The sequence below is a fragment of the Weizmannia sp. FSL W8-1119 genome (assembly GCF_038008605.1).
GTDB lineage: Bacteria > Bacillota > Bacilli > Bacillales > Bacillaceae_C > Weizmannia > Weizmannia coagulans.
Window position 1 is genome coordinate 2,325,525 of sequence record NZ_JBBOZL010000001.1, and the last position, 20,886, is coordinate 2,346,410.

17 protein-coding genes and 2 pseudogenes are annotated in these 20,886 nt (G+C 40.4%); 11 read left to right on the plus strand and 8 right to left on the minus strand.

The features are described from left to right. The first annotated feature begins 14 nt into the window (after positions 1-14). The 5 genes and pseudogenes from NSQ19_RS11520 to NSQ19_RS15780 form a co-directional block, all read left to right on the plus strand. Positions 15-1,142 carry an NAD(P)/FAD-dependent oxidoreductase gene (locus tag NSQ19_RS11520; RefSeq protein ID WP_237348440.1) on the plus strand — a complete coding sequence of 376 codons (1,128 nt, stop codon included), beginning with the start codon at positions 15-17 and terminating at the stop codon, positions 1,140-1,142. A gap of 508 nt (positions 1,143-1,650) precedes the next feature. Continuing rightward, entirely contained in the window at positions 1,651-2,688 is a 1,038-nt protein-coding gene (locus NSQ19_RS11525; protein WP_340703183.1) for a PTS transporter subunit IIC, read from the plus strand. Between the two features lie 344 nt (positions 2,689-3,032). Further along, positions 3,033-3,722 carry a GntR family transcriptional regulator gene (locus NSQ19_RS11530; protein ID WP_237348441.1) on the plus strand — a complete coding sequence of 230 codons (690 nt, stop codon included), beginning with the start codon at positions 3,033-3,035 and terminating at the stop codon, positions 3,720-3,722. 300 nt (positions 3,723-4,022) lie between these two features. Beyond that, positions 4,023-5,375 (plus strand): 4-aminobutyrate--2-oxoglutarate transaminase, encoded by a 1,353-nt coding sequence (gene gabT / locus NSQ19_RS11535; protein WP_237348442.1) that lies wholly within the window; start codon positions 4,023-4,025, stop codon positions 5,373-5,375. A 24-nt stretch (positions 5,376-5,399) separates the two neighbouring features. After that, a pseudogene (locus NSQ19_RS15780) lies at positions 5,400-5,605 on the plus strand (aldehyde dehydrogenase family protein); the annotation flags it as partial. Between the two features lie 313 nt (positions 5,606-5,918). Here NSQ19_RS15780 and NSQ19_RS11545 read toward each other — a convergent pair. The 5 genes from NSQ19_RS11545 to NSQ19_RS11565 form a co-directional block, all read right to left on the minus strand. Further along, positions 5,919-6,557, minus strand: a complete 639-nt coding sequence (locus tag NSQ19_RS11545) for an SdpI family protein (RefSeq protein WP_237348443.1) — start codon at positions 6,555-6,557, stop codon at positions 5,919-5,921. Continuing rightward, positions 6,554-6,829 carry an autorepressor SdpR family transcription factor gene (locus NSQ19_RS11550; protein ID WP_237348444.1) on the minus strand — a complete coding sequence of 92 codons (276 nt, stop codon included), beginning with the start codon at positions 6,827-6,829 and terminating at the stop codon, positions 6,554-6,556. Before NSQ19_RS11550 ends, NSQ19_RS11545 begins: the two co-directional genes overlap by 4 nt. Before the next feature lie 357 nt (positions 6,830-7,186). After that, positions 7,187-7,609 (minus strand): arsenate reductase (thioredoxin), encoded by a 423-nt coding sequence (gene arsC / locus NSQ19_RS11555; RefSeq protein WP_237348445.1) that lies wholly within the window; start codon positions 7,607-7,609, stop codon positions 7,187-7,189. Positions 7,610-7,611: 2 nt separating this feature from the next. Next, positions 7,612-8,913, minus strand: a complete 1,302-nt coding sequence (locus tag NSQ19_RS11560; RefSeq protein WP_237348446.1) for an arsenic transporter — start codon at positions 8,911-8,913, stop codon at positions 7,612-7,614. 16 nt (positions 8,914-8,929) lie between these two features. After that, positions 8,930-9,262: an ArsR/SmtB family transcription factor gene (locus tag NSQ19_RS11565; protein WP_237349393.1), complete on the minus strand. Its 333-nt coding sequence runs from the start codon at positions 9,260-9,262 to the stop codon at positions 8,930-8,932. 528 nt (positions 9,263-9,790) lie between these two features. Between NSQ19_RS11565 and NSQ19_RS11570 the strand changes: the two genes are divergently transcribed. Continuing rightward, complete coding sequence (locus NSQ19_RS11570) at positions 9,791-10,459, plus strand: transposase family protein (RefSeq protein WP_340702877.1); 669 nt, start codon at positions 9,791-9,793, stop codon at positions 10,457-10,459. A gap of 118 nt (positions 10,460-10,577) precedes the next feature. Here NSQ19_RS11570 and NSQ19_RS11575 read toward each other — a convergent pair whose 3' ends face one another. Beyond that, positions 10,578-12,263, minus strand: a complete 1,686-nt coding sequence (locus NSQ19_RS11575; protein WP_340702290.1) for an IS1634 family transposase — start codon at positions 12,261-12,263, stop codon at positions 10,578-10,580. Positions 12,264-12,367: 104 nt separating this feature from the next. Here NSQ19_RS11575 and NSQ19_RS11580 point away from each other — a divergent pair, with 104 nt between their 5' ends. From NSQ19_RS11580 to NSQ19_RS11605, 5 genes are all read left to right on the plus strand, one after another. Next, on the plus strand, positions 12,368-13,057 hold the full coding sequence (locus NSQ19_RS11580; protein ID WP_340703185.1) for a transposase: 690 nt from the start codon (positions 12,368-12,370) through the stop codon (positions 13,055-13,057). 435 nt (positions 13,058-13,492) lie between these two features. After that, positions 13,493-14,788, plus strand: coding sequence for a transposase (locus NSQ19_RS11585; protein WP_014097075.1), 1,296 nt, complete (start codon positions 13,493-13,495; stop codon positions 14,786-14,788). A 382-nt stretch (positions 14,789-15,170) separates the two neighbouring features. Beyond that, positions 15,171-16,214 carry a sensor histidine kinase gene (locus tag NSQ19_RS11590; RefSeq protein WP_237348447.1) on the plus strand — a complete coding sequence of 348 codons (1,044 nt, stop codon included), beginning with the start codon at positions 15,171-15,173 and terminating at the stop codon, positions 16,212-16,214. Continuing rightward, positions 16,186-16,872: a response regulator transcription factor gene (locus NSQ19_RS11595; protein ID WP_237348448.1), complete on the plus strand. Its 687-nt coding sequence runs from the start codon at positions 16,186-16,188 to the stop codon at positions 16,870-16,872. The genes NSQ19_RS11590 and NSQ19_RS11595 overlap by 29 nt, the downstream gene beginning before the upstream one ends. Positions 16,873-17,557: 685 nt before the next feature. Next, positions 17,558-19,021: a transposase gene (locus NSQ19_RS11605; RefSeq protein ID WP_042512439.1), complete on the plus strand. Its 1,464-nt coding sequence runs from the start codon at positions 17,558-17,560 to the stop codon at positions 19,019-19,021. A gap of 233 nt (positions 19,022-19,254) precedes the next feature. On the opposite strand, the pseudogene NSQ19_RS11610 reads toward NSQ19_RS11605, so the two are convergent. Further along, positions 19,255-20,121: pseudogene (locus tag NSQ19_RS11610) on the minus strand (ThiF family adenylyltransferase); the annotation flags it as partial. Next, on the minus strand, positions 20,118-20,885 hold the full coding sequence (locus NSQ19_RS11615) for a thiazole synthase (RefSeq protein ID WP_237348450.1): 768 nt from the start codon (positions 20,883-20,885) through the stop codon (positions 20,118-20,120). The gene NSQ19_RS11615 and the pseudogene NSQ19_RS11610, both read right to left, overlap by 4 nt. Position 20,886: the final 1 nt, after the last annotated feature.

Here is a 20,886-nt window from a genome sequence, read left to right on the forward strand (position 1 = left end):
AAGGACTGATGAAAATGAAGGTTGTCGTATTAGGAGCAGGTATCGTGGGAGCAAGCGCTGCTTATCATTTAGCTTTAAAGGGTGCGGAAGTCATTATCATCGATAAAAAACATGAAGGACAAGCGACCGCAGCCGGTGCGGGGATTGTCTGTCCATGGCTTTCCCGTGTGGAAGATCCAGCTTGGTACAATATGTCGAAAGCCAGTGCCTGCTATTATCCAACAATCGTATCACAATTAGAAGCTGATGGCGAAATGGAGTTAGGTTATGCCGTTGTTGGCGGGCTTAGTATCAGTAGGGATATCGAGGAATTAAAAGAGATAGAGAAAAGGGTAAAAGAAAGGAAAAAACAGACTCCTGAAGTAGGCGATATTACTTATCTTGCGCCGGGTGAACCACAAAAATTGTTTCCGCCACTCGCCTCAGATTATGGCGCCGTACACGTGACGGGAGCGGCTCGTGTCGATGGACGTCTGATGCGTAAGGCATTATTAAGTGCAGCACGGAAACACGGTGCCATATATTTACAAGAAGAGGCAGATTTGCTCACTGTCGAAGGGAAAGTGACGGGTGTTAAAACCAAATCTGAGACGATCACAGCAGACCGTGTCATTGCAGCTACAGGGGCATGGACACCATATCTATTGGAACCGCTGGGGGTACAATTGCCGATTGAACCGCAGAGGGGACAAATTATCCATATTAGTTTACCGGAAGAAGATACTTCAAAATGGCCGGTCGTTCTTCCGCAAACAAGTTACTATCTTCTTGCATTCAACGATCATCGCGTTGTCGTAGGAGCAACGAGAGAAACAGGCTCGGGTTTTGATTATCGCCTGACAGCCAGAGGAGTGAGTGAGGTTCTGAATGCAGGGTTAGATGTGGCCCCAGGTTTAAGCGACGGAACGCTTCATGAAATCAGAATCGGTTTTAGACCTATGGCGCCAAGCCATATCCCGATACTCGGCTTCATTCCTCAATATGAAGGATTAGTGATTGCGACGGGATTAGGGGCATCAGGATTAACCATGGGACCATATTTTGGCAAGCTAGCAGCCGAACTTTCTTTAGATCATCCCATAGAAGATATTGATTTACAACCGTATGCTCCGAGTAAGTTCTTAGCAAATATAAGCAAGTAAAAAAGATAGAGTAAAGCAATCTTCTAGATGCTTTACTCTATCTTTTATTTCGAATCGAGTGGTATAGAAATGATAGTTTTCATAATTAAGGCTTGCTAAACGAATCCGATTCGGCGTTTGTACCCGATTTGTCAGCTAGGTCTGCCTCAAAATATAGAGGCATCCATCTTACTCGAAATTTCCACAGGTATATGTTGCAAACTATTGTTAAAATGCACTTTTATCGGGATATAGACATATGCAGCCTTCATAAATGAAAATATATTGCCGCGCTTTTATACACACACGCACACACGCGGTAAAGTATTAAAAAATTTGTTGACTCTAGTCTGAATGTTATATATAATCAACCATACAAAGACAAGCAGGGTGTGTTTGACCAGTGCACTGGCACATAATCCAAATGCCGTCCTTTCTTGAAAAAATGGAATTTTTAGGTTGTAAGTCATTTATGTATGCCGAACAGCAAACGTTTTCAATTGAATTTGACTACACGGGGGCTTTTATGATGAAGGATTTCTTCAACAAATTGTTAACAGGCATGAGTATCGGAATTGTTGTATCCCTTATCCCGAACGCGCTACTTGGGGAAATTTTAAAATTAATGATTCCCCATGCACCCTTTTTACAGCAAGTGCTGGATGTCACGGTCATTGTGATGAGCCTGCTACCAGTATTGATCGGCGTCATGGTCGGCATTACATTTAAGTGCACACCCATCCAGACTGCCAGCATCGGCCTCGCAGCCATGGTCGGCAGCGGTGCCATCCAGAAAACTGCGGATGGGTTATTCCAGCTGAACGGAATTGGCATTGTAATTAATACCGGGATTACGGCTGCTTTAGCTGTTTTATTTATGCGATGGATCGGTGCAAGGTTAAAAGCCTATTCCATCCTTTTACTGCCAACATTAAGTATCTTGATTCCCGGAATGATTGGGCTTACCCTACTGCCCTATGTAAAAGCGGCTACCGGGCTGATCGGGATTGGGATTGCCCATATTACAAGCATGCAGCCGGTTGTCATGGGCGCCATCATTGCTGTTGTTTTCTGCCTGATTATTTTATCGCCGCTCTCAACCGTTGGGGTCGCCACTGTGATTATGTTGTCAGGCGTTGGTTCAGGCGCTGCGAATCTCGGCATTTGCGCGGCGGGTGTCGGGCTTGCCATTGCCAGTTATAAAGCCAATTCGCTCGGCACTGCCCTTGCGCATGTGCTCGGTTCACCGAAAATCCAGATGCGGAACTTTTTCATGAAACCGAAAATTGCGTTTCCAATGCTGATTACAGCTGCTATTTTAGGCGCGCTCGCCGGGTTCCTCAATATCCAAGGCACTCCGTACAGCGCGGGATTCGGTTTGTCCGGCTTAGTCGGTCCACTGAACTTTATGCATTTGGCTGACGGCGGCTGGACAATCAAAAATATCGCCATCATGCTCAGCACCTTCTTTATTCTTCCGGTCGTACTGAACATCGGACTGATTTATGTTTTTTCTAGAAAACTAAAAATGATCAAATCGGAAGACTACCAACTTCATTTTGAATAACAGTCAAAAAACTGCAGCTGCTGTACAAACAGGCTGCAGTTTTTTATGGGTTAATAAAAGGGGGGGAATTCATACAGGGGTAATGCGCAGCGTCAATGATTGGCAAACATTGCGCAAGTTTCGGGATGCTTCATTGCATCCAAAGTTGAAATAGACCGTCAGTTACAGTCCGGCTCGAAGGCGTGTTTGATTCCAAACAAAAAGTCTGGTCATCATGGGTTTAAAAGACCGTGTTTCCTTCCCACAAAATAAAAAATGATTATAAAATCTGTCAAACTATTGCCCTTTTCCGAATTTTTATGTTAATGTAATATTAAAAAATAAAGATGGATGGGAGAGAAGTGGTGGTTACAACACGGAAAATATCAGAAGAAAAAATTTATCAAGTATTGCGTGATGCGATTTTAAATGCGGATCTTCCGCCTGGTCAGCAATTAAAGGAGAGTTTGTTAGCAGAAACATTTGGGGTGAGCCGTACACCGATTCGAACTGTTTTTCAAAGATTAAAATTTGATGCTTTGATTGAACTGAAGCCGAAACGGGGAGCATTCGTTTATTGCCCTACTCCGAGTGAGGCTGAACAGATTTTTGAAATGCGCCAATTACTGGAACCACGGGCCATTGAGCTTGCTGCGATTCATGCAACAGATATTGAGCTTAAAAAAATGCAGCATTTTCTTGAGGAAGAAAGAGTACTTATAAAAGACAAATCTTTCCACAAATCATTAACAGCAACGAAAAACTTTCATTTAAGTATAGTAGATGCCTCAAGAAATCTATTCTTGATTGAGACGCTTAGAAAAATGATTACACTTTCACACATTATTTTGACTTTCTATGATGTATCTGAACACAAAGAAGCCAATGCAATAGAAGAACACGCTGAACTCTTAGAGGCGATCCAAACCCGGCAACCTGAAGCCGCTAAAGCACTGGCAGCTCATCATGTAAATTCCATCCAGAACGATATTGACTTTTCAAAAGAATATTCACACTCTGTCCCTATTGTCCAAGTCGTCAATAAATATATCTGATATTTTTTATCGTCCAAAATTGTATACAATTTTGGTACACAATCATACACGGAAAGAAGGGATTCACGAGAATGGTTCAAATAGCCAATGCCCCAATCATGCCGCGTCTTAATGATAAATGTTGGACCTGATGATTGAACCAAAAGAACAGCAAACAGATCTAATCCTATTTCCTAAGATGTCTTTAACAAAGGGGTTCAAGGGAGAGCCGCCCGAAATGGATTTTAAAAATGCGGAAAACCCTGTCGAACTTTCCCCTTGTCAATAAAAATACTATTTGAGTGAAAGGAAGCGTATCAAATGACTTACGCAAATGTAAAAACAAATTTACCGGGAACATTCGCAAAAGATCTGCTTGAAAGAAGGGAAAAAGCCGTCCCGCGCGGTGTCAGCAATGGCATTCCAACTTTCGCCAAAGAAGCAAAGGGGGCCATTGTTACAGATGTTGATGGAAATACGTATATAGATTTTGCAGGCGCGATTGGAACCTTAAACGTTGGTCATAATCATCCAAAAGTGGTTGCCGCTTTACAAAATCAGCTGAACCATTTTATCCATACCGGATTCAACGTTATGATGTATGAACCATATGTGGAATTGGCAGAAAAATTGGCCGCCCTTGCGCCCGGCAGCGATGAAAAAAAAGTGATTTTCCTAAACAGCGGCGCAGAAGCAGTCGAAAATGCGGTCAAAATCGCACGCAAATATACGAAACGCCCGGCCATCATCAGCTTCTCGCGCGGATTCCATGGCAGAACATTAATGACGATGTCAATGACAAGTAAAGTTAAGCCGTACAAATACGAATTCGGGCCATTTGCTTCAGAAGTGTATAAAGCGCCGTACCCATACTTTTACCGCAAACCCGGCAATCTGACCGATGAAGCATATGAAGATGAAATGATCCAGGAATTCAAGAACTTTTTTAAAAATGATGTCGCGCCGGAAATGGTTGCAGCGGTTGTCATGGAGCCAATCCAAGGGGAAGGCGGCTTTATTGTTCCAAGCAAAAAATTTGTGAAAGCGGTATATGATTACTGTCATGCAAACGGCATTTTATTCGTATCAGATGAAATTCAAACGGGCTTTAGCCGCACTGGCCGTTATTTTGCGATTGAACATTTTGATGTCGTTCCGGATCTGCTTACGATTTCAAAATCGTTAGCGGCCGGCGTCCCATTAAGCGGCGTGATTGGCAAAAGTGAAATCATGGATGCTGCCAATCCAGGCGAACTGGGTGGGACATATTGCGGCAGCCCGCTTGGCTGTGCTGCCGGTCTTGCAGTGCTGGATATCATCGAATCAGAAAAGCTGAATGAACGCGCGGAAAAAATCGGCCAAACCGTGATGGACACTTTCCAAAGCTGGTATAAAGAATTCGATTTTATCGGTGATGTCCGCGGGCTCGGAGCAATGTGCGCGATTGAGCTCGTAAAAGACAGAGGCACAAAAGAACCGGACAAAGAATTAACGAACCGCATCGTGGAAGAGGCCAACAAACGCGGCCTGCTGCTGCTAAGCGCCGGCATTTTCGGTAATGTCATTCGCATCCTGATGCCAATTGTCATTACGGATGATCAGCTACAGGAAGGATTGGATATTTTAAAACAAGCCATCTTAGCTGCTGCCAGTGTTGAAAAAGTATCTTTGTAATCTTCGAAAGGGCTTGCCGTCTAACTTTTCACACAGAATATCAGCCGAGCGGTCAAGATCAGTAAGCAGTTAGATTATGGCATTGTCGGCCTGAATGACGGGTTTCTTTCCGTTATTCAGGTCCCATTTGGCGGTTTTAAACAGCGCCTTGGACGTGAGGTGGACATCACGGGATTGAAGAATTTCTTGAAACAAAATACATCTTATTGAAAATCAATAATAAATGCTGAACGAATCCGCTCTGCCTCAAATGATAGAAAAATGCCTCTTTCGAAAATGTTTGGCTCTGTCTTCTCCTTACATTGAATCAGCTTTCGAATGCAAAGTTTTTCCTGTTTTTTAATAAATCCCTTGCATTTAGAGGTTCAGCTAAAGCTGTCAGAATCCTTTCCGAATCTAGGTTCAGAAAGCCCTTAGAGGGACGATAAGTTGAAAAGAAATATTTTAAAAAAGTCTATGTCCCTCGTAAACAGTTATCCTTCATTGCTGAAAGTTATAAATGACAGACAATAAAAAAGGCAACTTTCAAAATTCATCTCACTACTATTCATTTCTTTTTCGGAACAGCCAATAAGAGTAAAGAAAAGGAAAAACGATCATGATCATGATGCAGATGGCCGTGATGACTGATGGAATTTTACCGGGCAAAAATCCCCCAAGACAAATCAGTATACCGGAAATTACCAGCAGCTGTGCCCCTTTCCTGTTTGTCTTATTCCAGACGTTTTCATCACTTAATGTCCAAGGCGTCCTGATCCCGATGAAAAAATTCTGTTTCAAAGATGCAGAATAATTTCCAAGAAAAAGGAATAAGGCACCAATGAAAAAATATACCATTTTCGGAGAAGAAATATTTTGGTGGAATCCCGTATATAAGATCATTAAATTAAGAATGAAGAAAAAGATAAATGTGATGAGCTGAATCCGGTTATAATTTTTTAATGAATAAATATAACTTTTCCGCTTTGGATCAATCAACGGCACAATGACGTACAACATCGTAGAAAGCAACAACAAACCGATAAGCATGCACATAACCAGGCTTTTTTGCACAAACCGGTCGATATTGCCGTTGATATCCCAATGTGCAGGTAACGTATCCGGCAGCTTCGGATAAAAAAGCACCCAAATCACCAGCATGACAACTGTTAAAATTGCCTGCAAAACCAATTGCTTTTTCATTGTGGCCCCTCCCCGCTATTTCTTAAATTTAGAATCCAATTGACAACTTCCTGAAAAACAGTCGTATTTAGTGAATAGTAAACATATTTCCCCTTTTTCATGGCTGTGACCAAATCAGCATGCTTTAAAATCGCCAGGTGCTGGGAGATATTCGGTTTACTTGCTTGAAAATGATCTGCGATTTCCCCAGAAGTTAGATCCTTCTCCTTAAGAAGCTCCAAAATCTGCCTTCTTGTTGGGTCAGCTAAAGCTTTAAATAAAGCATTAAGCACATATTTTGCCTCCTATAACATTTAATCATTTAATTAATTGTTTAATTAAACAATACCATGTTATTTGCTCTTCGTCAATAAGTGACTATGGAAGCCTTATTTAGCAAGATTAAACATCTCCCTGACTGGTCCACTCCCAATTACCCTCCCCATAATCGCCAAACCGGTGAACCAGAACCACCATACAAGGATACAGGCAATAGTGAAAGCTGCTTTTGCCGTCCCTGGGTATTTTAAAGAACTTGTCCCGATGACCCCAACCGTATCCAAAATGGCGTAGATTCAGCAGCAAAACCGATACGGCAAACATCACCTATTTTTGCAGTAAATAACCTCCGCCCTCTTTCAACTTCAGACTCACATCACAATGCTTTCCGCAAACCGTTTGATTCTGCCTCCTATTTCATCACGGACACGGCAGAATGCATTCCAAACTTCTTCGGGCGTTCCTTCAGCCTTGGCCGGATCGTCAAATCCCCAGTGGACCCGCCTGACATGAGGAGGTGTGGCCGGGCATCTCTCATCAGCATCTTCGCAAAGTGTGACAACAAAATCGGCATCGTTCAAATACTCCGGATCAATTCGTTTTGACTGTTGACCAGAAATATCAATCCCCGCTTCCTTCATCGTCTTGACAGCATTCGGATTTAAACCGTGGGTTTCTACACCCGCACTCCGGACTTCCCACGCATCACCAAGATATTTTTTCGCCCAGCCTTCTGCCATTTGGCTCCTGTATGAATTCCCTGTGCACAAAAAATAAATTTTTTTCTTGTTCATCATCAAAACTCCCATAATAGGATAAAAAATAGTCCTAATAGCGTGATAAACAGAATGGGAATCGTTAAAGTAATCCCGGTTTTAAAATATGTACCCCATGTAATTTTGACGCCTTTTTGTGATAGTACGTGAAGCCAAACAAGAGTTGCGAGCGAACCAATTGGGGTTATCTTCGGCCCAAGATCAGATCCGATCACATTGGCGTAGACGAGCGCCTCACGCGTCATACCGGTTGTATGCGTTTCTGCAATCGCCAAAGCATCAACCATCACGGTCGGCATATTGTTCATAATGGAAGAGAGGAATGCGGCAATATATCCCATTGCGATCGTGCCCGCGAACAATCCCTTTTCGGCCGAAGCCTGGATCGCATGGGCCAAAGCAGTTGTGAGCCCGGCATTTCCTAAACCAAATACCACGACATACATACCAATTGAGAAGAAAACAATGTTCCATGGTGCCCCTTTTATGACAGCCTTTGTATCAACTGCACGGCTGCGGCCCGCCATGATCAGAAAGAAAACGGCAACCGTACCCGCAATGAATGATACCGGAACATGAATAAATTCACTCCCTAAGTAGCCGATCAATAAAATTCCGAGTACATACCAGGAAAGGCGGAACATTTTTAAATCACGAATGGCCGATTTCGGTTCTTTCAGCTTCGACAAGTTATATTGCCTCGGAATGCTTTTCCGGAAATAAATCAGCAGCACGATAATCGTTGCAGCCAATGAAAAAAGATCCGGGATAATCATTCGGCGTGCATAATCCACAAATGAGATATGGAAAAAGTCGGCCGAGACGATGTTCACTAAATTACTGACGACCAGCGGCAGTGAGGTCGTATCTGCAATAAAGCCGCTCGCCATGACAAACGGAAAAATCATTTTTTCTTTGAAATTTAAGTTTCTAACCATGGCCAATACAATCGGTGTCAAGATTAAAGCGGCCCCGTCATTGGCAAAGAAGGCTGCCACAATCGCTCCTAAAACACTGATGTAAACAAACATTTTTATGCCATTGCCTTTTGCCATCCTCGCCATATGTAAGGCCGCCCATTCGAATAACCCAATCACATCCAGAATTAAGGATATGAGGATGATGGCAACAAATGATAACGTGGCATTCCACGTAATATGAATGACTTCAAGTACATCACTGAATCCGACTACTCCGGCAATTAAAGCGATAGCGGCCCCGCCAATCGCGGACCAGCCGATTGACAAACCTTTTGGCTGCCAAATGACCAAAACTAATGTTGCAATAAAAATAACAATCGCAAATAAAAGCTGTACTGACAAACGAAAGACCCCCAAATTAGCAGCAGGATTGTCCTGCACTTTTATGTAATTTTCCGTTTAGATCCGGCAATTGGTCGAGTATTCGTTTGATAAATGGATAATACTCGCTGCTTTTTCGGATTGAGTAATAAACCCACTGCCCCTTCTTCTCTTCCTCCACCAATCCCACATCTTTTAACTTACGGAGATGCTGGCTGATGGCCGGCTGGCTCATCTGAAATAGATCGACAAACTCACAGACACAGCAGGTATCCACATCAAGAATTTTCATCATCGACAGCCGGGTTTTATCTCCTAATAATTTTAAAAGTACGGCTGCTCGCTCCAGGTTAATCAGCGTATCCAACACCATTCACCTCGCTTCTGTGTTCCTTATATTAATATATAACTATGTACTTATATATGCAACTGAATCATTTCGAGCAGGGCAGGACTCAACTTCCTCTGTCTAATTGTTTATCTAAGTTCTCAAATACGTCCCCAATCCATTGTGTAAAAGCCTTCTGCATCGGAAGTTTAAACTTCGATAAGACTCTTTGTATCCTTTCATAATCCAGCAATTATTGATTACATACCCATGGGAAGACCCTTCTTTAGATGTTCATTTTAAAAGTGTACATTTACAAAATAGAATGTCGTCCCATTTTTCCACTCATCTTCTCTTCGAGTAAAACTTTCAGCTCTGAGGAGTAAAAATTTTTCGTGATAATTTAACTATTCCCCCCCAAAAATGCGGCTAAATATGTAATAATTTAAATAATTAGAGCTTGCTGGACGAATATTTTGGCATGGCTTAGTGACAAGTCGAATACAAGCTAAAATTTGATTCGTTCAGCAAGCCCTAATTAAACTTGGCTGTTTTGAGGGGGTTTTTATTTTGGTTACTAGAAAAGAAAAAAGAAATCGTGAAAAAGAAGCAAATTATTTTTTCGAGTTCCTTAAAATTCAGAAGCATTTTTTCAAAGACCTGATGAATAACCTAAAAAAGGTAGCAGACCACCGACATCAAAGCTATATCACTTATGGTCCAGAGGTCCTTTTATTTACGATGATGTTGAAAAATATGACCGGCCTAAAATCCATGAGAAACATGAGTGAGAGTTTTAATAAAGAAGAATGTATTAAAAATGTAGGGAAGGTGTTAGGCTTAGATTCTCTTGAAGAACTTCCACATTATGATACAATTAACGACTTTTTATCTGGCTTAGATGTAAATGAATTAGAAAAAATTAGAACGTATATGATTAAAGAATTATTGAAAAAAAGGTCTCTCGAGTCTTATCGAATTGAAGGAAAGTACTGGGGTGTCATCATTGATGGAACTGGATTACACACCTTTCATGAGAAACATTGTAAACACTGCCTGAGACGGGCATATACAAATAAAGAAACAGGAGAAACGAACGTACTTTATATGCACCATGTACTTGAAGCCAAGCTTGTCGTGGGGGATATGGTCTTCAGTATTGCCTCCGAATTTATCGAAAATGAATCAGAAAATGTTTCTAACCCACATTTCGCACGTCTTAAATATAGTTTATTCTAATTTTTGAATGAACTATATTTAAATGGCTTGGTGGGATGATATCTTCTTATTTTTGAGGAATTTTCGATAAAATTCTTTTCAATTCGACATTCTTTTCATGAATTCCTCCTATTGTGTGTTATTCTCCTTTGTTTTCGACATTTTTTGACACGTATATTGATACATCATACCCGCATAATTCAATGATTTTTTTGGCTTGTGAATCAATATTATCGGGTAAGAGCCTTATTTTTTGTTGATTTTGATTTATAAGGATCACGGTAATATCTTCTAATTGCTCTAACAATGCTTGGCCTGTGGGTTGATAGAGTTTCCTTTTTCCTTTCAAGATTAGAGATAGGTTCTTTTCTTTCAGTTCTTTTCTAACTCGATATTCTAAAATTCCATAGATTAATAAAGCCATCACATACACAATACCTAAGGCCTCAACCCTTTCCGGGGTTTTCAAGTAAATGGCATCAATCATTTGTGAATCTTTGATTAATCGGAAACGGGTCTCAGCGGCCGACTGTCCTTTATAAACCCTCAAAACTTCTTGATTGGATAGTGTCTCCTCATCTAATTTATTTGTGATTAAAACAAAAGTGCTGAGCATTTTTTTCTTATTTTCGATAAAATCATGATCTTTTTCAAACGATTCCAGTTGTATTTGATAGATTTGTTCTCGTTTTGTCTGTTCGTCCTTTTTAGGTCTTCCTCTCTTTTTTCGTTTGATAGGTTGATCACTCATCTGGACGTTTAGTTTATAACAGAAATATGAAGCCTTTTGTTTTTTCTTAAAAGATTGAATTGCTTCTAGTGCGTCCTCTTTACAATGAAAGATAACTTTACTCAGTTTTTCTATCTCTTTTTTTAATTGTATTTCTTCCTTTTCGATCGCCCGATTTAGGGTTTTCTCTTTTCGTTGATCTAAATTGTTTGAGTGGACAACAAGAAACCGGTAAGGAAGGTTTTGAATTTGTCTTTCAAAAGCTTGAATTTGGTAAATAGCTGCGTCTTTTTTATTGCTAAGTGAGCCTACCCTTTCCCAGTTATTGAGCAACCATGCCTCTTTCTTTAGTTCTGTGCTTAAACCGAATGTATCAGGTAAACGGGAAATAAACGATAAATTTTGTTGTTGAATTTCCGCTAGATTTTCCGTTGTGATTAATGCAGAATCGGCTTGATAAATGAGATTTTTCCAATCTTCATGGGAAAGGATTTTTCTCATCTTTTGAATGAATTCCACATTCCAAGATTTATCCGAAGTATTCCCATTTTCTACTTTTGCAAGGATAGGAATTCGTTCAGGTGTGACCCCCATCCCCAGAACGATTTGTTTTAAGTCAGGCCTATGGGCCTTACTATACCCGTACGTAATTTGCAGTCCATCTTCCTTCGGTTGCTTATATTCGCCGTAAACAGAAATTGAGGTTGTATCGTTATGCAGTATACCAATAGGAAGATTCAATTTTTTTAGTGCTTTTAATGCAAGGGTGGAATAGACTTTCCATGCTTCGGCTTCATACAAGTAATCTAATGCTCTTCCTAATGCATCATCATTTAATTGATCGGGTGAAACCGATGTATCGAAAAGCATCTCAGAATCTAGGTTTTGATAGAATTCATGAACCTTATAAAGGGGCTTGCCACTGCATAAAATGTTTAAGACAAGGGCTTTAATCCTTGTTCCGGGTGAGATATGACAACGGACAGAATCCCATTTGACTAAATCATTAATGGTTTTTTCGAGTTCTATTTCATCACACAGTTTAGATAAAAGTTGAGACGGCCCCACATGTAAGGTTAAAATTTGATCTGACATAAAAATTTCCTCATCTTCCCGTAATTAGATAATCATTCAATTCTACAAAGAAGGAGAAAATTCCTTTAAAAAAATCTTAAAATGGAAAAATTTACGTGCGGAATATGCGTTCTAAGCAAGATTGTGAATTAAAAGCCTTCGACAGGCTGGCAAAGAAAATAAAAAAAATATTTAAAAGACTACCGATTTGTATCTTGGGAGATAGTCTCTATGCATGTGAAACGGTATTTAATCTGTGCAGGGCGCACAAATGGAAATATATATGCAGATTTAAGGAAGGGAGAATTAAAAGTATCTCGACGGAGTTTAAGGCAATAAAAGAGCTGGAACAAAGTAAGGATCAGAATTCATTAGTTTGGGTGAATGATATTGCCTACAAAGACAGAACGGTCAATCTGATGGAGGCCACAATGAAAACAGAGGATGGGAAATCGAAAGAGTATGTATTTATAACGGATATTAAAATCACGAAAAAGAACGTGGAACGACTCATCGCTGCAGGAAGAAGCCGCTGGAAGATTGAAAATCAAGGATTTAACGAACAAAAAAATAATCGTTACAATATAGAACATGCCAATAGCCAAAACTACACAGCCATGAAAAATCATTATTTATTAGTTCAAATAACAGATATTATTAGACAGCTGTTTGAAAAAGGTTCGTCAATCTTAAAAGCACTCAAAAAAACGGCAAAAGAAAAATCCTCAAATCTGTTGGAATCGTTTCGGACACGTATTTTAACAGACGAGGATTTCACCCATTTAAGTAAGCCAATACAAGTAAGGTTTACTTAATGGTTATATTATAGCAAAGGATGTGATGTAAAAAAAGGTTTTTTGAAGTTATCCACAATTTTAAAAAAGAAATTTGCAAATTCGGCTCTTTTTGACTTTGAAAGCAGGAAAAATAGATGGAAAAATTTTCTAAATGTGGATAAGTCATTTTATCATAAAACATCTAAAAATTGATGAATTTACTCTTCAGAACTGTGATCGTGGAGGTAATTGCGATGTTACAGACTCCTTGTAGCCCAAGGGTTTGAAAAAAGGATAAAAAAATTTTCCCCCTAAAAAGAGGGGGAAACAAGCAAAAATGATAAAAAAATAAGGAGTGGACAAAAATTCCACCCCACTGAAACAAAAACAGGTGAACCCGTTTCCCCAGTAGGTTAAAATAGTTTTAGGACTAACATCTTAACACTGGGAGTTAACACTGGGAGGTTCACCTGTATGGCTATTATACCACAAATGAGTCTGTTTACATGGAAAGAAATTGAGATTCTTGGAGATTTAGACCGTCTTCGCCTTGTACTGGACTACATGCCTGATGAAGCGTTCATGCAAAGCCTTGAAAAGAAAAGGGGGAAGGGCCGTAATGACTACCCCGTTCGTGCCATGTGGAATTCTATCTTGGCAGGCATTGTATTTCAACATGAAAGCATTGAGAAATTACGCCGTGAACTCTCCCGTAATGGCCAATTAAGGGAGATGTGTGGCTTTGAAGGGCAGGTTCCAACTTCATATGCCTATACGCGCTTTCTAAAATCCCTAATCCGTGACGAAGAAATGATGGATAAAATGTTTGAGACTTTGGTAGAACAGCTCCTGGAACGGTTGCCGGATTTTGGTAAACGCTTGGCAATCGACAGCAAGGCGATCTCATCGTTTTCTAAACATCCGAACAAGCATGAAACCGAGGATGGTCGCCGGGATCTGGATGCAAATCATAGCCAGAAGGTTTACAGTGGTGTGACAAAAGAAGGCAACCCATGGCAAAAAGTTGTGAAATGGTTTGGCTACAAACTGCATCTGGTGGTGGATGCAACCTACGAGTTACCGGTAACATTCAAGGTTACAAAAGCGTCTGAGTCAGACATTACGGAAGGGCATAAACTCTTAGAGCAAATGGAAGAAAAGCAGCCAAAGCTTCTGAAAACAGCGGAAACGATGGCGGGAGACCGGGGTTATGATGACACGAAGCTGATTACGAAACTCTGGGATACGTATAAGATTAAGCCCATCATTGATATTCGCAATATGTGGAAAGACCCCGACAAAACACGATTACTCCCGGGAAAGGAAAACGTCGTTTATAACTACAAAGGAACCGTATCCTGCGTATGCCCTGAAACAGGTAAACAACGGGAAATGTGCAACGGGGGATTTGAGAAAGACCGCCAGAAACTAAAAAAACTTTGCCCGGCGAAACAAATGGGAGTGACATGTGAAGGCAAGGCTCAATGCCCCGTGGCACAAGGGCTCCGTATCTCATTATCTGAAGACAGGCGTATTTTTACACCCATTGATCGATCGAGCTATAAGTGGAAAAAAGAATACAACAGACGTACAGCTGTAGAGCGCGTGAACAGCCGGCTTGATACTTCTTTCGGCTTTGAACTTCATACAATTCGGGGAATGGCTAAAATGAAGCTGCGTTGTGGACTGGCACTCTGTGTCATGTTAGCCATGGCCTTAGGCCGGATCAAAGAGAACCAGGCTGAAAAAATGAGAAGCCTCGTTTCTTAACTTATCCACATAAAGGAAATCAATTTCAAAAAAAGCGCTTGTGGATCATTGGATTCGTGCGCCTTTTTTTAGATACATTTCTATATTTTTTCAACAATTATCTGATAACAGTACATTTTTTAAGCGTGTAAAATTGACTTTATAGTGAAAATGGGCATATATTTATCTGACAATATTATATTTCTGGTGGTGTTCTATTTGCATTGAAAGAAAAATTGTTAACATCGCAAAAAGCTCGATCGTGTCTTACATCTTGAAGATGGCAAGCTATTCTGGTAACATTAATAATCAGGGCTGTCAAGCAATCTTGGCGGTCCTCATTTTTTCAGATTTGACCTATCTTTTTTATAATTAAGGCAATAAACATAAGCAGGTGAAAACCTTGTCGATAAAGAAACGATTAATTTTTTCAAATATAGGGATGGTCGTTATTCCGATTATTGGTATCTTATTAGTAGAAATCATATTGGGATACTTTTTATTTGTGGTTTTTAACGGGAATCCCCACGGCACGGATTTAACCCTATTCATTAGTTTCCGATTTATTGCAATGGCCCTAATACTAGTCGTAACAAATGGATTACTAACTTATTATGTTTCCAAAAGCATTCTCATCCCCATCAAAAAACTGTCCATTGCGGCAAAGAAAATCAGTGAGGGTGATTTAGAATATAGTGTTGAATCCAATAAAAGGGATGAACTTGGTGAGCTTTGTAATACATTTGAAGGAATGCGTCTGAAACTTAAAGAAGCAAAGGATGCTCAGATACAATATGAACAAAATAGGCAGGAGCTAATTGCAAGTATTTCTCATGATTTGAAAACACCCTTAACCTCCATAAAGGGCTATATAAAAGGAATTCAGGATGGAGTGGCAAATACCCCGGAAAAGTTAGAGCGTTATCTGAACATCATTTATAAAACGGCAAATGATATGGATGGACTCATTGATGAATTATTTCTATATTCCAAGCTGGATTTACATCGACTACCATTCCATTATGAGGAGGTAGATCTGTACCCTTTTTTCGCCGATTTTGTTGATGAATTGGCATTCAACCTGGAAAAAGAACAAGGTACTGTAACCCTTATTGCAAATAAGAATGATTCCTATATAGTGAAAGCTGACAGAGATAAATTGAAACGTGCTGTTACAAACATTATCCAAAATAGCCTGAAATATATGGGGAAGAGTGATAAAAAGATCCAGGTACTGTTATTATCCAAGTCCAATGAGGTCATTGTAGAAATAAAGGATAATGGCATCGGCATAAGGAAAGAAGATATGCCCCATATTTTTGAAAGTTTTTACCGTATCGATACTTCGAGAAACTCTTCCACTGGCGGCAGTAGGAAAAGGGACAAGTATTTATTTCAAACTAAAAAAGGTGATGTAAATGCCAAAAATATTAATCATCGAGGATGAACGAATAATTGCAGAATTGGAACGGGATTATTTAGAGGTTAATGGGTTTGAAAGTGATATTGCTACAACTGGTGAAAAAGGATTAGAACTAGCAATGACGCAAACCTATAACCTTATTCTATTGAATTTAATGCTTCCTGGAATGGATGGATTCGAATTGTGCAAAAAGTTAAGAGAAACATTGGATATACCCATATTGATGGTAACAGCTAGAAAGGAAGATATAGACAAGATTAGGGGATTTGACCGAGGTGCTGATGATTATATCGTAAAGCCATTTAATCCGAATGAATTGGTAGCAAGGGTAAAAGCACATATTTCAAGATATGACCGTCTAATTCATCGTGAACATCAACAAGATGACCTCCAAATAAGCGGCCTTCTTATCCAAAGTGAATCAAGGCGGGTAATAGTAAATGGAGAAGAGAAAACATTGACCGCTAAAGAATTTGACTTACTACAATTTTTGGCGACAAACCCGAACATTGTATTCAGCAAAGAACATTTATTTGAGCGTATTTGGGGATATGACTCAATTGGAGATACCACAACAGTCACTGTTCATATTAGGAAAATCAGAGAAAAAATTGAGGAGGATCCTTCTAATCCAAAATTCATAGAGACTATTTGGGGTGTAGGTTATCGGTTTAAAAAATAGATTAGACCAGAACGCACCTAGGAAAGGATTGAAGAACGCTTGAAACCTTGTCGCATAAGGGGTGGGATCCTGGTTGTCCCTATTTAGGACACCATTTTATTTAGACAATCAATGGCCTCATTGATCAGACCCCTATAAGGCTGCGGTCCAAAATCAATTTGGATCGCAGCCGGTAGCCTTTAACCTAACAACTTATGATAAATCGATTTAGCCTCAGAAATATCCTTTGCTCCGTGAATCAAGACCCTGCCATCTTTAAAAATGATGATTCGGTGCGGACCTGTACGATAGGATAGAAGATAAGGATTTCGCTGAACAGTTCCCCCTTGGTTTGAAAGTATTCTTTCTAAGAGCCCTTGCCAAAATGCTATATCCCCTGAAACTGTAAGCAGTCAGACAATTAAAGGTCGTTGATTTATTCCACTAAAGAAAAAAGACGTTTGTAGGAACATTATGACAAATGTAAAAATAAATTGTGAGTTTTTGATTTTAATGGGGTAAATTTATTTATTATAAGTGTCTAAATTTTTCCATTTTAGTCGGGTTTCAATAGATTAAGCTACTCATTCCTGTGGTAAATATTGTAAAACGGAAAAGGATGATTTTTTTTTGAAAAAAAAAAGAGCCATGAAAGCCACTCCTTTGTTAAGATATAAGTACCACCAAATATCCAGGGAGTGATTTCATGACTAGTTCTATTCTAACACAAACCAGAGACTTTTCAATACAACAAAATTTGATTCCCCACAATTGGCAAGACTATGCCGATATACCATTTGTCATTCCAGCCATGTGTTTCCCATGGGAGATTTTTAAGCCGATTGAACGAGAATACTACACCCTTTTATATTTGCACCTAAAAAATGAAAGAGCACATGATCCTTCTAATGAAATACAACCGGCACTATTTTCAATAACGGAGGAAGAAGACAAGTCTGCGTCTTCATTATTTCATCTCCCTTCCACTGGGAGAAAACCGCATCCTTTCATGCCCTTTTTTCGTGCTTTTGAACTGGCCTCTTTACAGTATATTGAAGTGATGGTGGAGAGTGTCTATTTGCAAGTGAAATCAAACCCGCTATTTGCCACCATGTGTGGATTTACAGAGAAAATTCCGAGCTACCGGTCCTTTGCTCGTTTTGATCAAATCATGACAACAAATGGTCTTTGGGAAAAAGCCCGGCTATTGGTTGTTGAATATAATAAAGGGGAAGGCGTGGTTGAAACGAATGAGGAAGCAGCCGCCGTGGATACATCGCATATAGAGGCAGAAGCAACCTTGAATAAAACAAGGAAGACGTGTTCTTGTGAGGGTGATTGCGATTGCCCCAGAGTCCTTACGGACGACAATGTAGGGGTAATGCGTAAAAGTAATGCAGTCTCCTATATTGCGCATAAATTATCAATGGTATGCGGGGTGAAATCCGGTTTGCCTTTGACGCGGGAAGTATTTAAAGGAAATACACCCGATGGGAAAACATTAGAACCGACATTGGAAACGTTTAAGGCAGAGCACCCCGAGATGGCTGAGCAGTTGAGCTTTATCCTGGCAGATGGAATCTACCAAACGCCGGAAAATCAAAAAGTGACAAAGGATGTATTACAGGCGAAATTGGTGGCACCGATCAATCCACGGAACCGTAAAGATAAACCAACTACCGCCCGGGGGATTGAAAAAATCAACCGGTACGGCACTCCCATCTGTATCAGTGGACATAAAATGGAACTTAGAGGATCTGATCGGGAAAAGGGGCAATATATTTACACTTGTCCTGTATTTCATCCAAATGCCAAGCAAGAAGGTCTCACCTGCCCGCTAGCGAATCACGCGGAATGTTGTAATGGGGCAGCACAAGGAAGAGTATTTAGGATAGACTTTGATCAAACGCCTCAAGTAGATGTCGAGTTGCCTCAACATGGTCGCACATTTGAAGTGTTATATAGTGCCAGGACGATCATCGAAAGAATCTTTGGCATTCTAAAAGACGGATACAGTCTCCGTCGTGTTCACAAGCGTGGGAAACAGGCAGTTGAAGCTCATGTAGATCGATGCATGATATCTATGCATATCATGGCAAATATGGCGTACCATCAGACTGGAAAGGCCAATTGTGGATGGACACGCAATCGGCTGCAAAGAGCAAATTAAGTTATTCACAGGTGGATATGTGAATAACTCAAATGAACGTTTTCTTTCCACAAAGGGTAGTGAAAAAAACCATTTTGTGAAGGCGGGATACGTATGCCCTTTTTTTGAAGAAAAATGACCGTTTTACTTCTATTGAATTGAAAATCTGGATGTAAATTGAAAATCTGGATGAAAAGGCAAAAAAAAATCGGGATAATTAATTTTCCAGAGCCTCGCTCAAGGGTATATTTTTATTTTGGCAGAGGCTCTAAGGTTTCTAAATCACGTGTGACCGGAGAGGGGGGGCGTATTTGAACAGTATCTCTTCCACATAGCATTGTCGTTTTTGTTTGGTTTTCAAATGTCAAAAACGGGTAGGAGCGGTTGTTTCCACAAGAAGGGCAATCTTCTTTCTTTAATTTGTCTACTTTTATTGTACGATGTTGATTTTTCCATAAATCAAACGAAACGAGTTTATTTCGCAATGATTCCAAGTCACCAACCAAAATTTTTAATGCCTCAGTGATTTGATTGGCAGCAACCATATTAACTGCCGGACCAATAATACCAGCAGTATCACAAGTTACCCCTCCAAGTGGTACTGTTTCTAACAAACAAGAAAGGCAGGGAGTCTTTTCAGGAATAATCGTATAGGAGACTCCATAGCTCCCGACGCAGGCACCGTAAATCCATGGCACTTTGTACTTCTGTGCTATGTCGTTTATCATCATTCTGGTTTCAAAGTTATCTGTCCCATCGATTATAAGGTCCGCTTTCTGTGCCCATTTCTCAAGTTCTAACACAGAAGCATCTGCGACGACTGCCTCGATGGACACGGAGGAGTTGATGGACGTTAAACGATTTTTGGCCGCAATTGCTTTTGGCAGTCTTTTTTCGGCGTCTTGTTCAGTATATAATTGCTGCCGCTGTAAATTTGACCACTCTACATAGTCCCGGTCCACAATCGTTAGTTGACCAATACCAGCACGTACAAGCGCTTCCGCATTTGCGGAACCAAGTGCCCCAGCTCCTATGATGAGGACATGTTTCGTTGAAATCTTTTCCTGCCCGTCTTTTCCGATTGGAAGGAAGAGCACTTGGCGTGAGTATCGATTATTCACCCGATGCTCATTCCTTCCATTGGACTGCTCGCAGCGGCATAGCGTTTTTTCTCGATACGGCCTGCTTCAAATCCTAACCGTCCAGCTTCGATTGCTAACCTCATGGCTTTTGCCATTTTAACAGGATCAGTTGCTAGTGACACCGCCGTATTTAATAAAACGCCATCGGCACCTAATTCCATTGCCAAAGCCGCATCGGCAGGCGAACCAATTCCAGCATCCACTATAACCGGAACGACAGCTTGTTCAATGATAAAACTTAAGTTAACTGGATTAAGGATGCCTTGACCAGACCCGATTGGAGAGGCACCTGGCATAACGGCGTGACATCCAATCTCTTGAAGCTTTCTGGCTAATACAACATCGTCTGAGGTATAGGTGAGGACAATGAACCCCTCTTTTACCAATTCTTCTGTAGCTTTAAGGGTTTCAATTGGATCTGGCAGCAAAGTTTTGTCACAGCCAATGACTTCCACTTTAATCATGTCGCATAGACCCGAAGCTTTTGCCAGTTTTGCAATTCGAACCGCTTCTGCTGCTGTTTTGGCACCAGCCGTATTCGGCAACAGGGTATACTTTGAAGTGTCCAACTGTTCTAAAAAGTTCGGCTGATTTGGTTCAAAAATATTCATCCGCCGAACGGCAAATGTAAGGATTTCCGTTTTCGAAACTTCAACCGCTTCTTTTTGGATTTCATAGCTTGGATATTTTCCAGTTCCAAGCAATAAACGAGAATGAAAGGATAATGGACCAATTTTTAACATA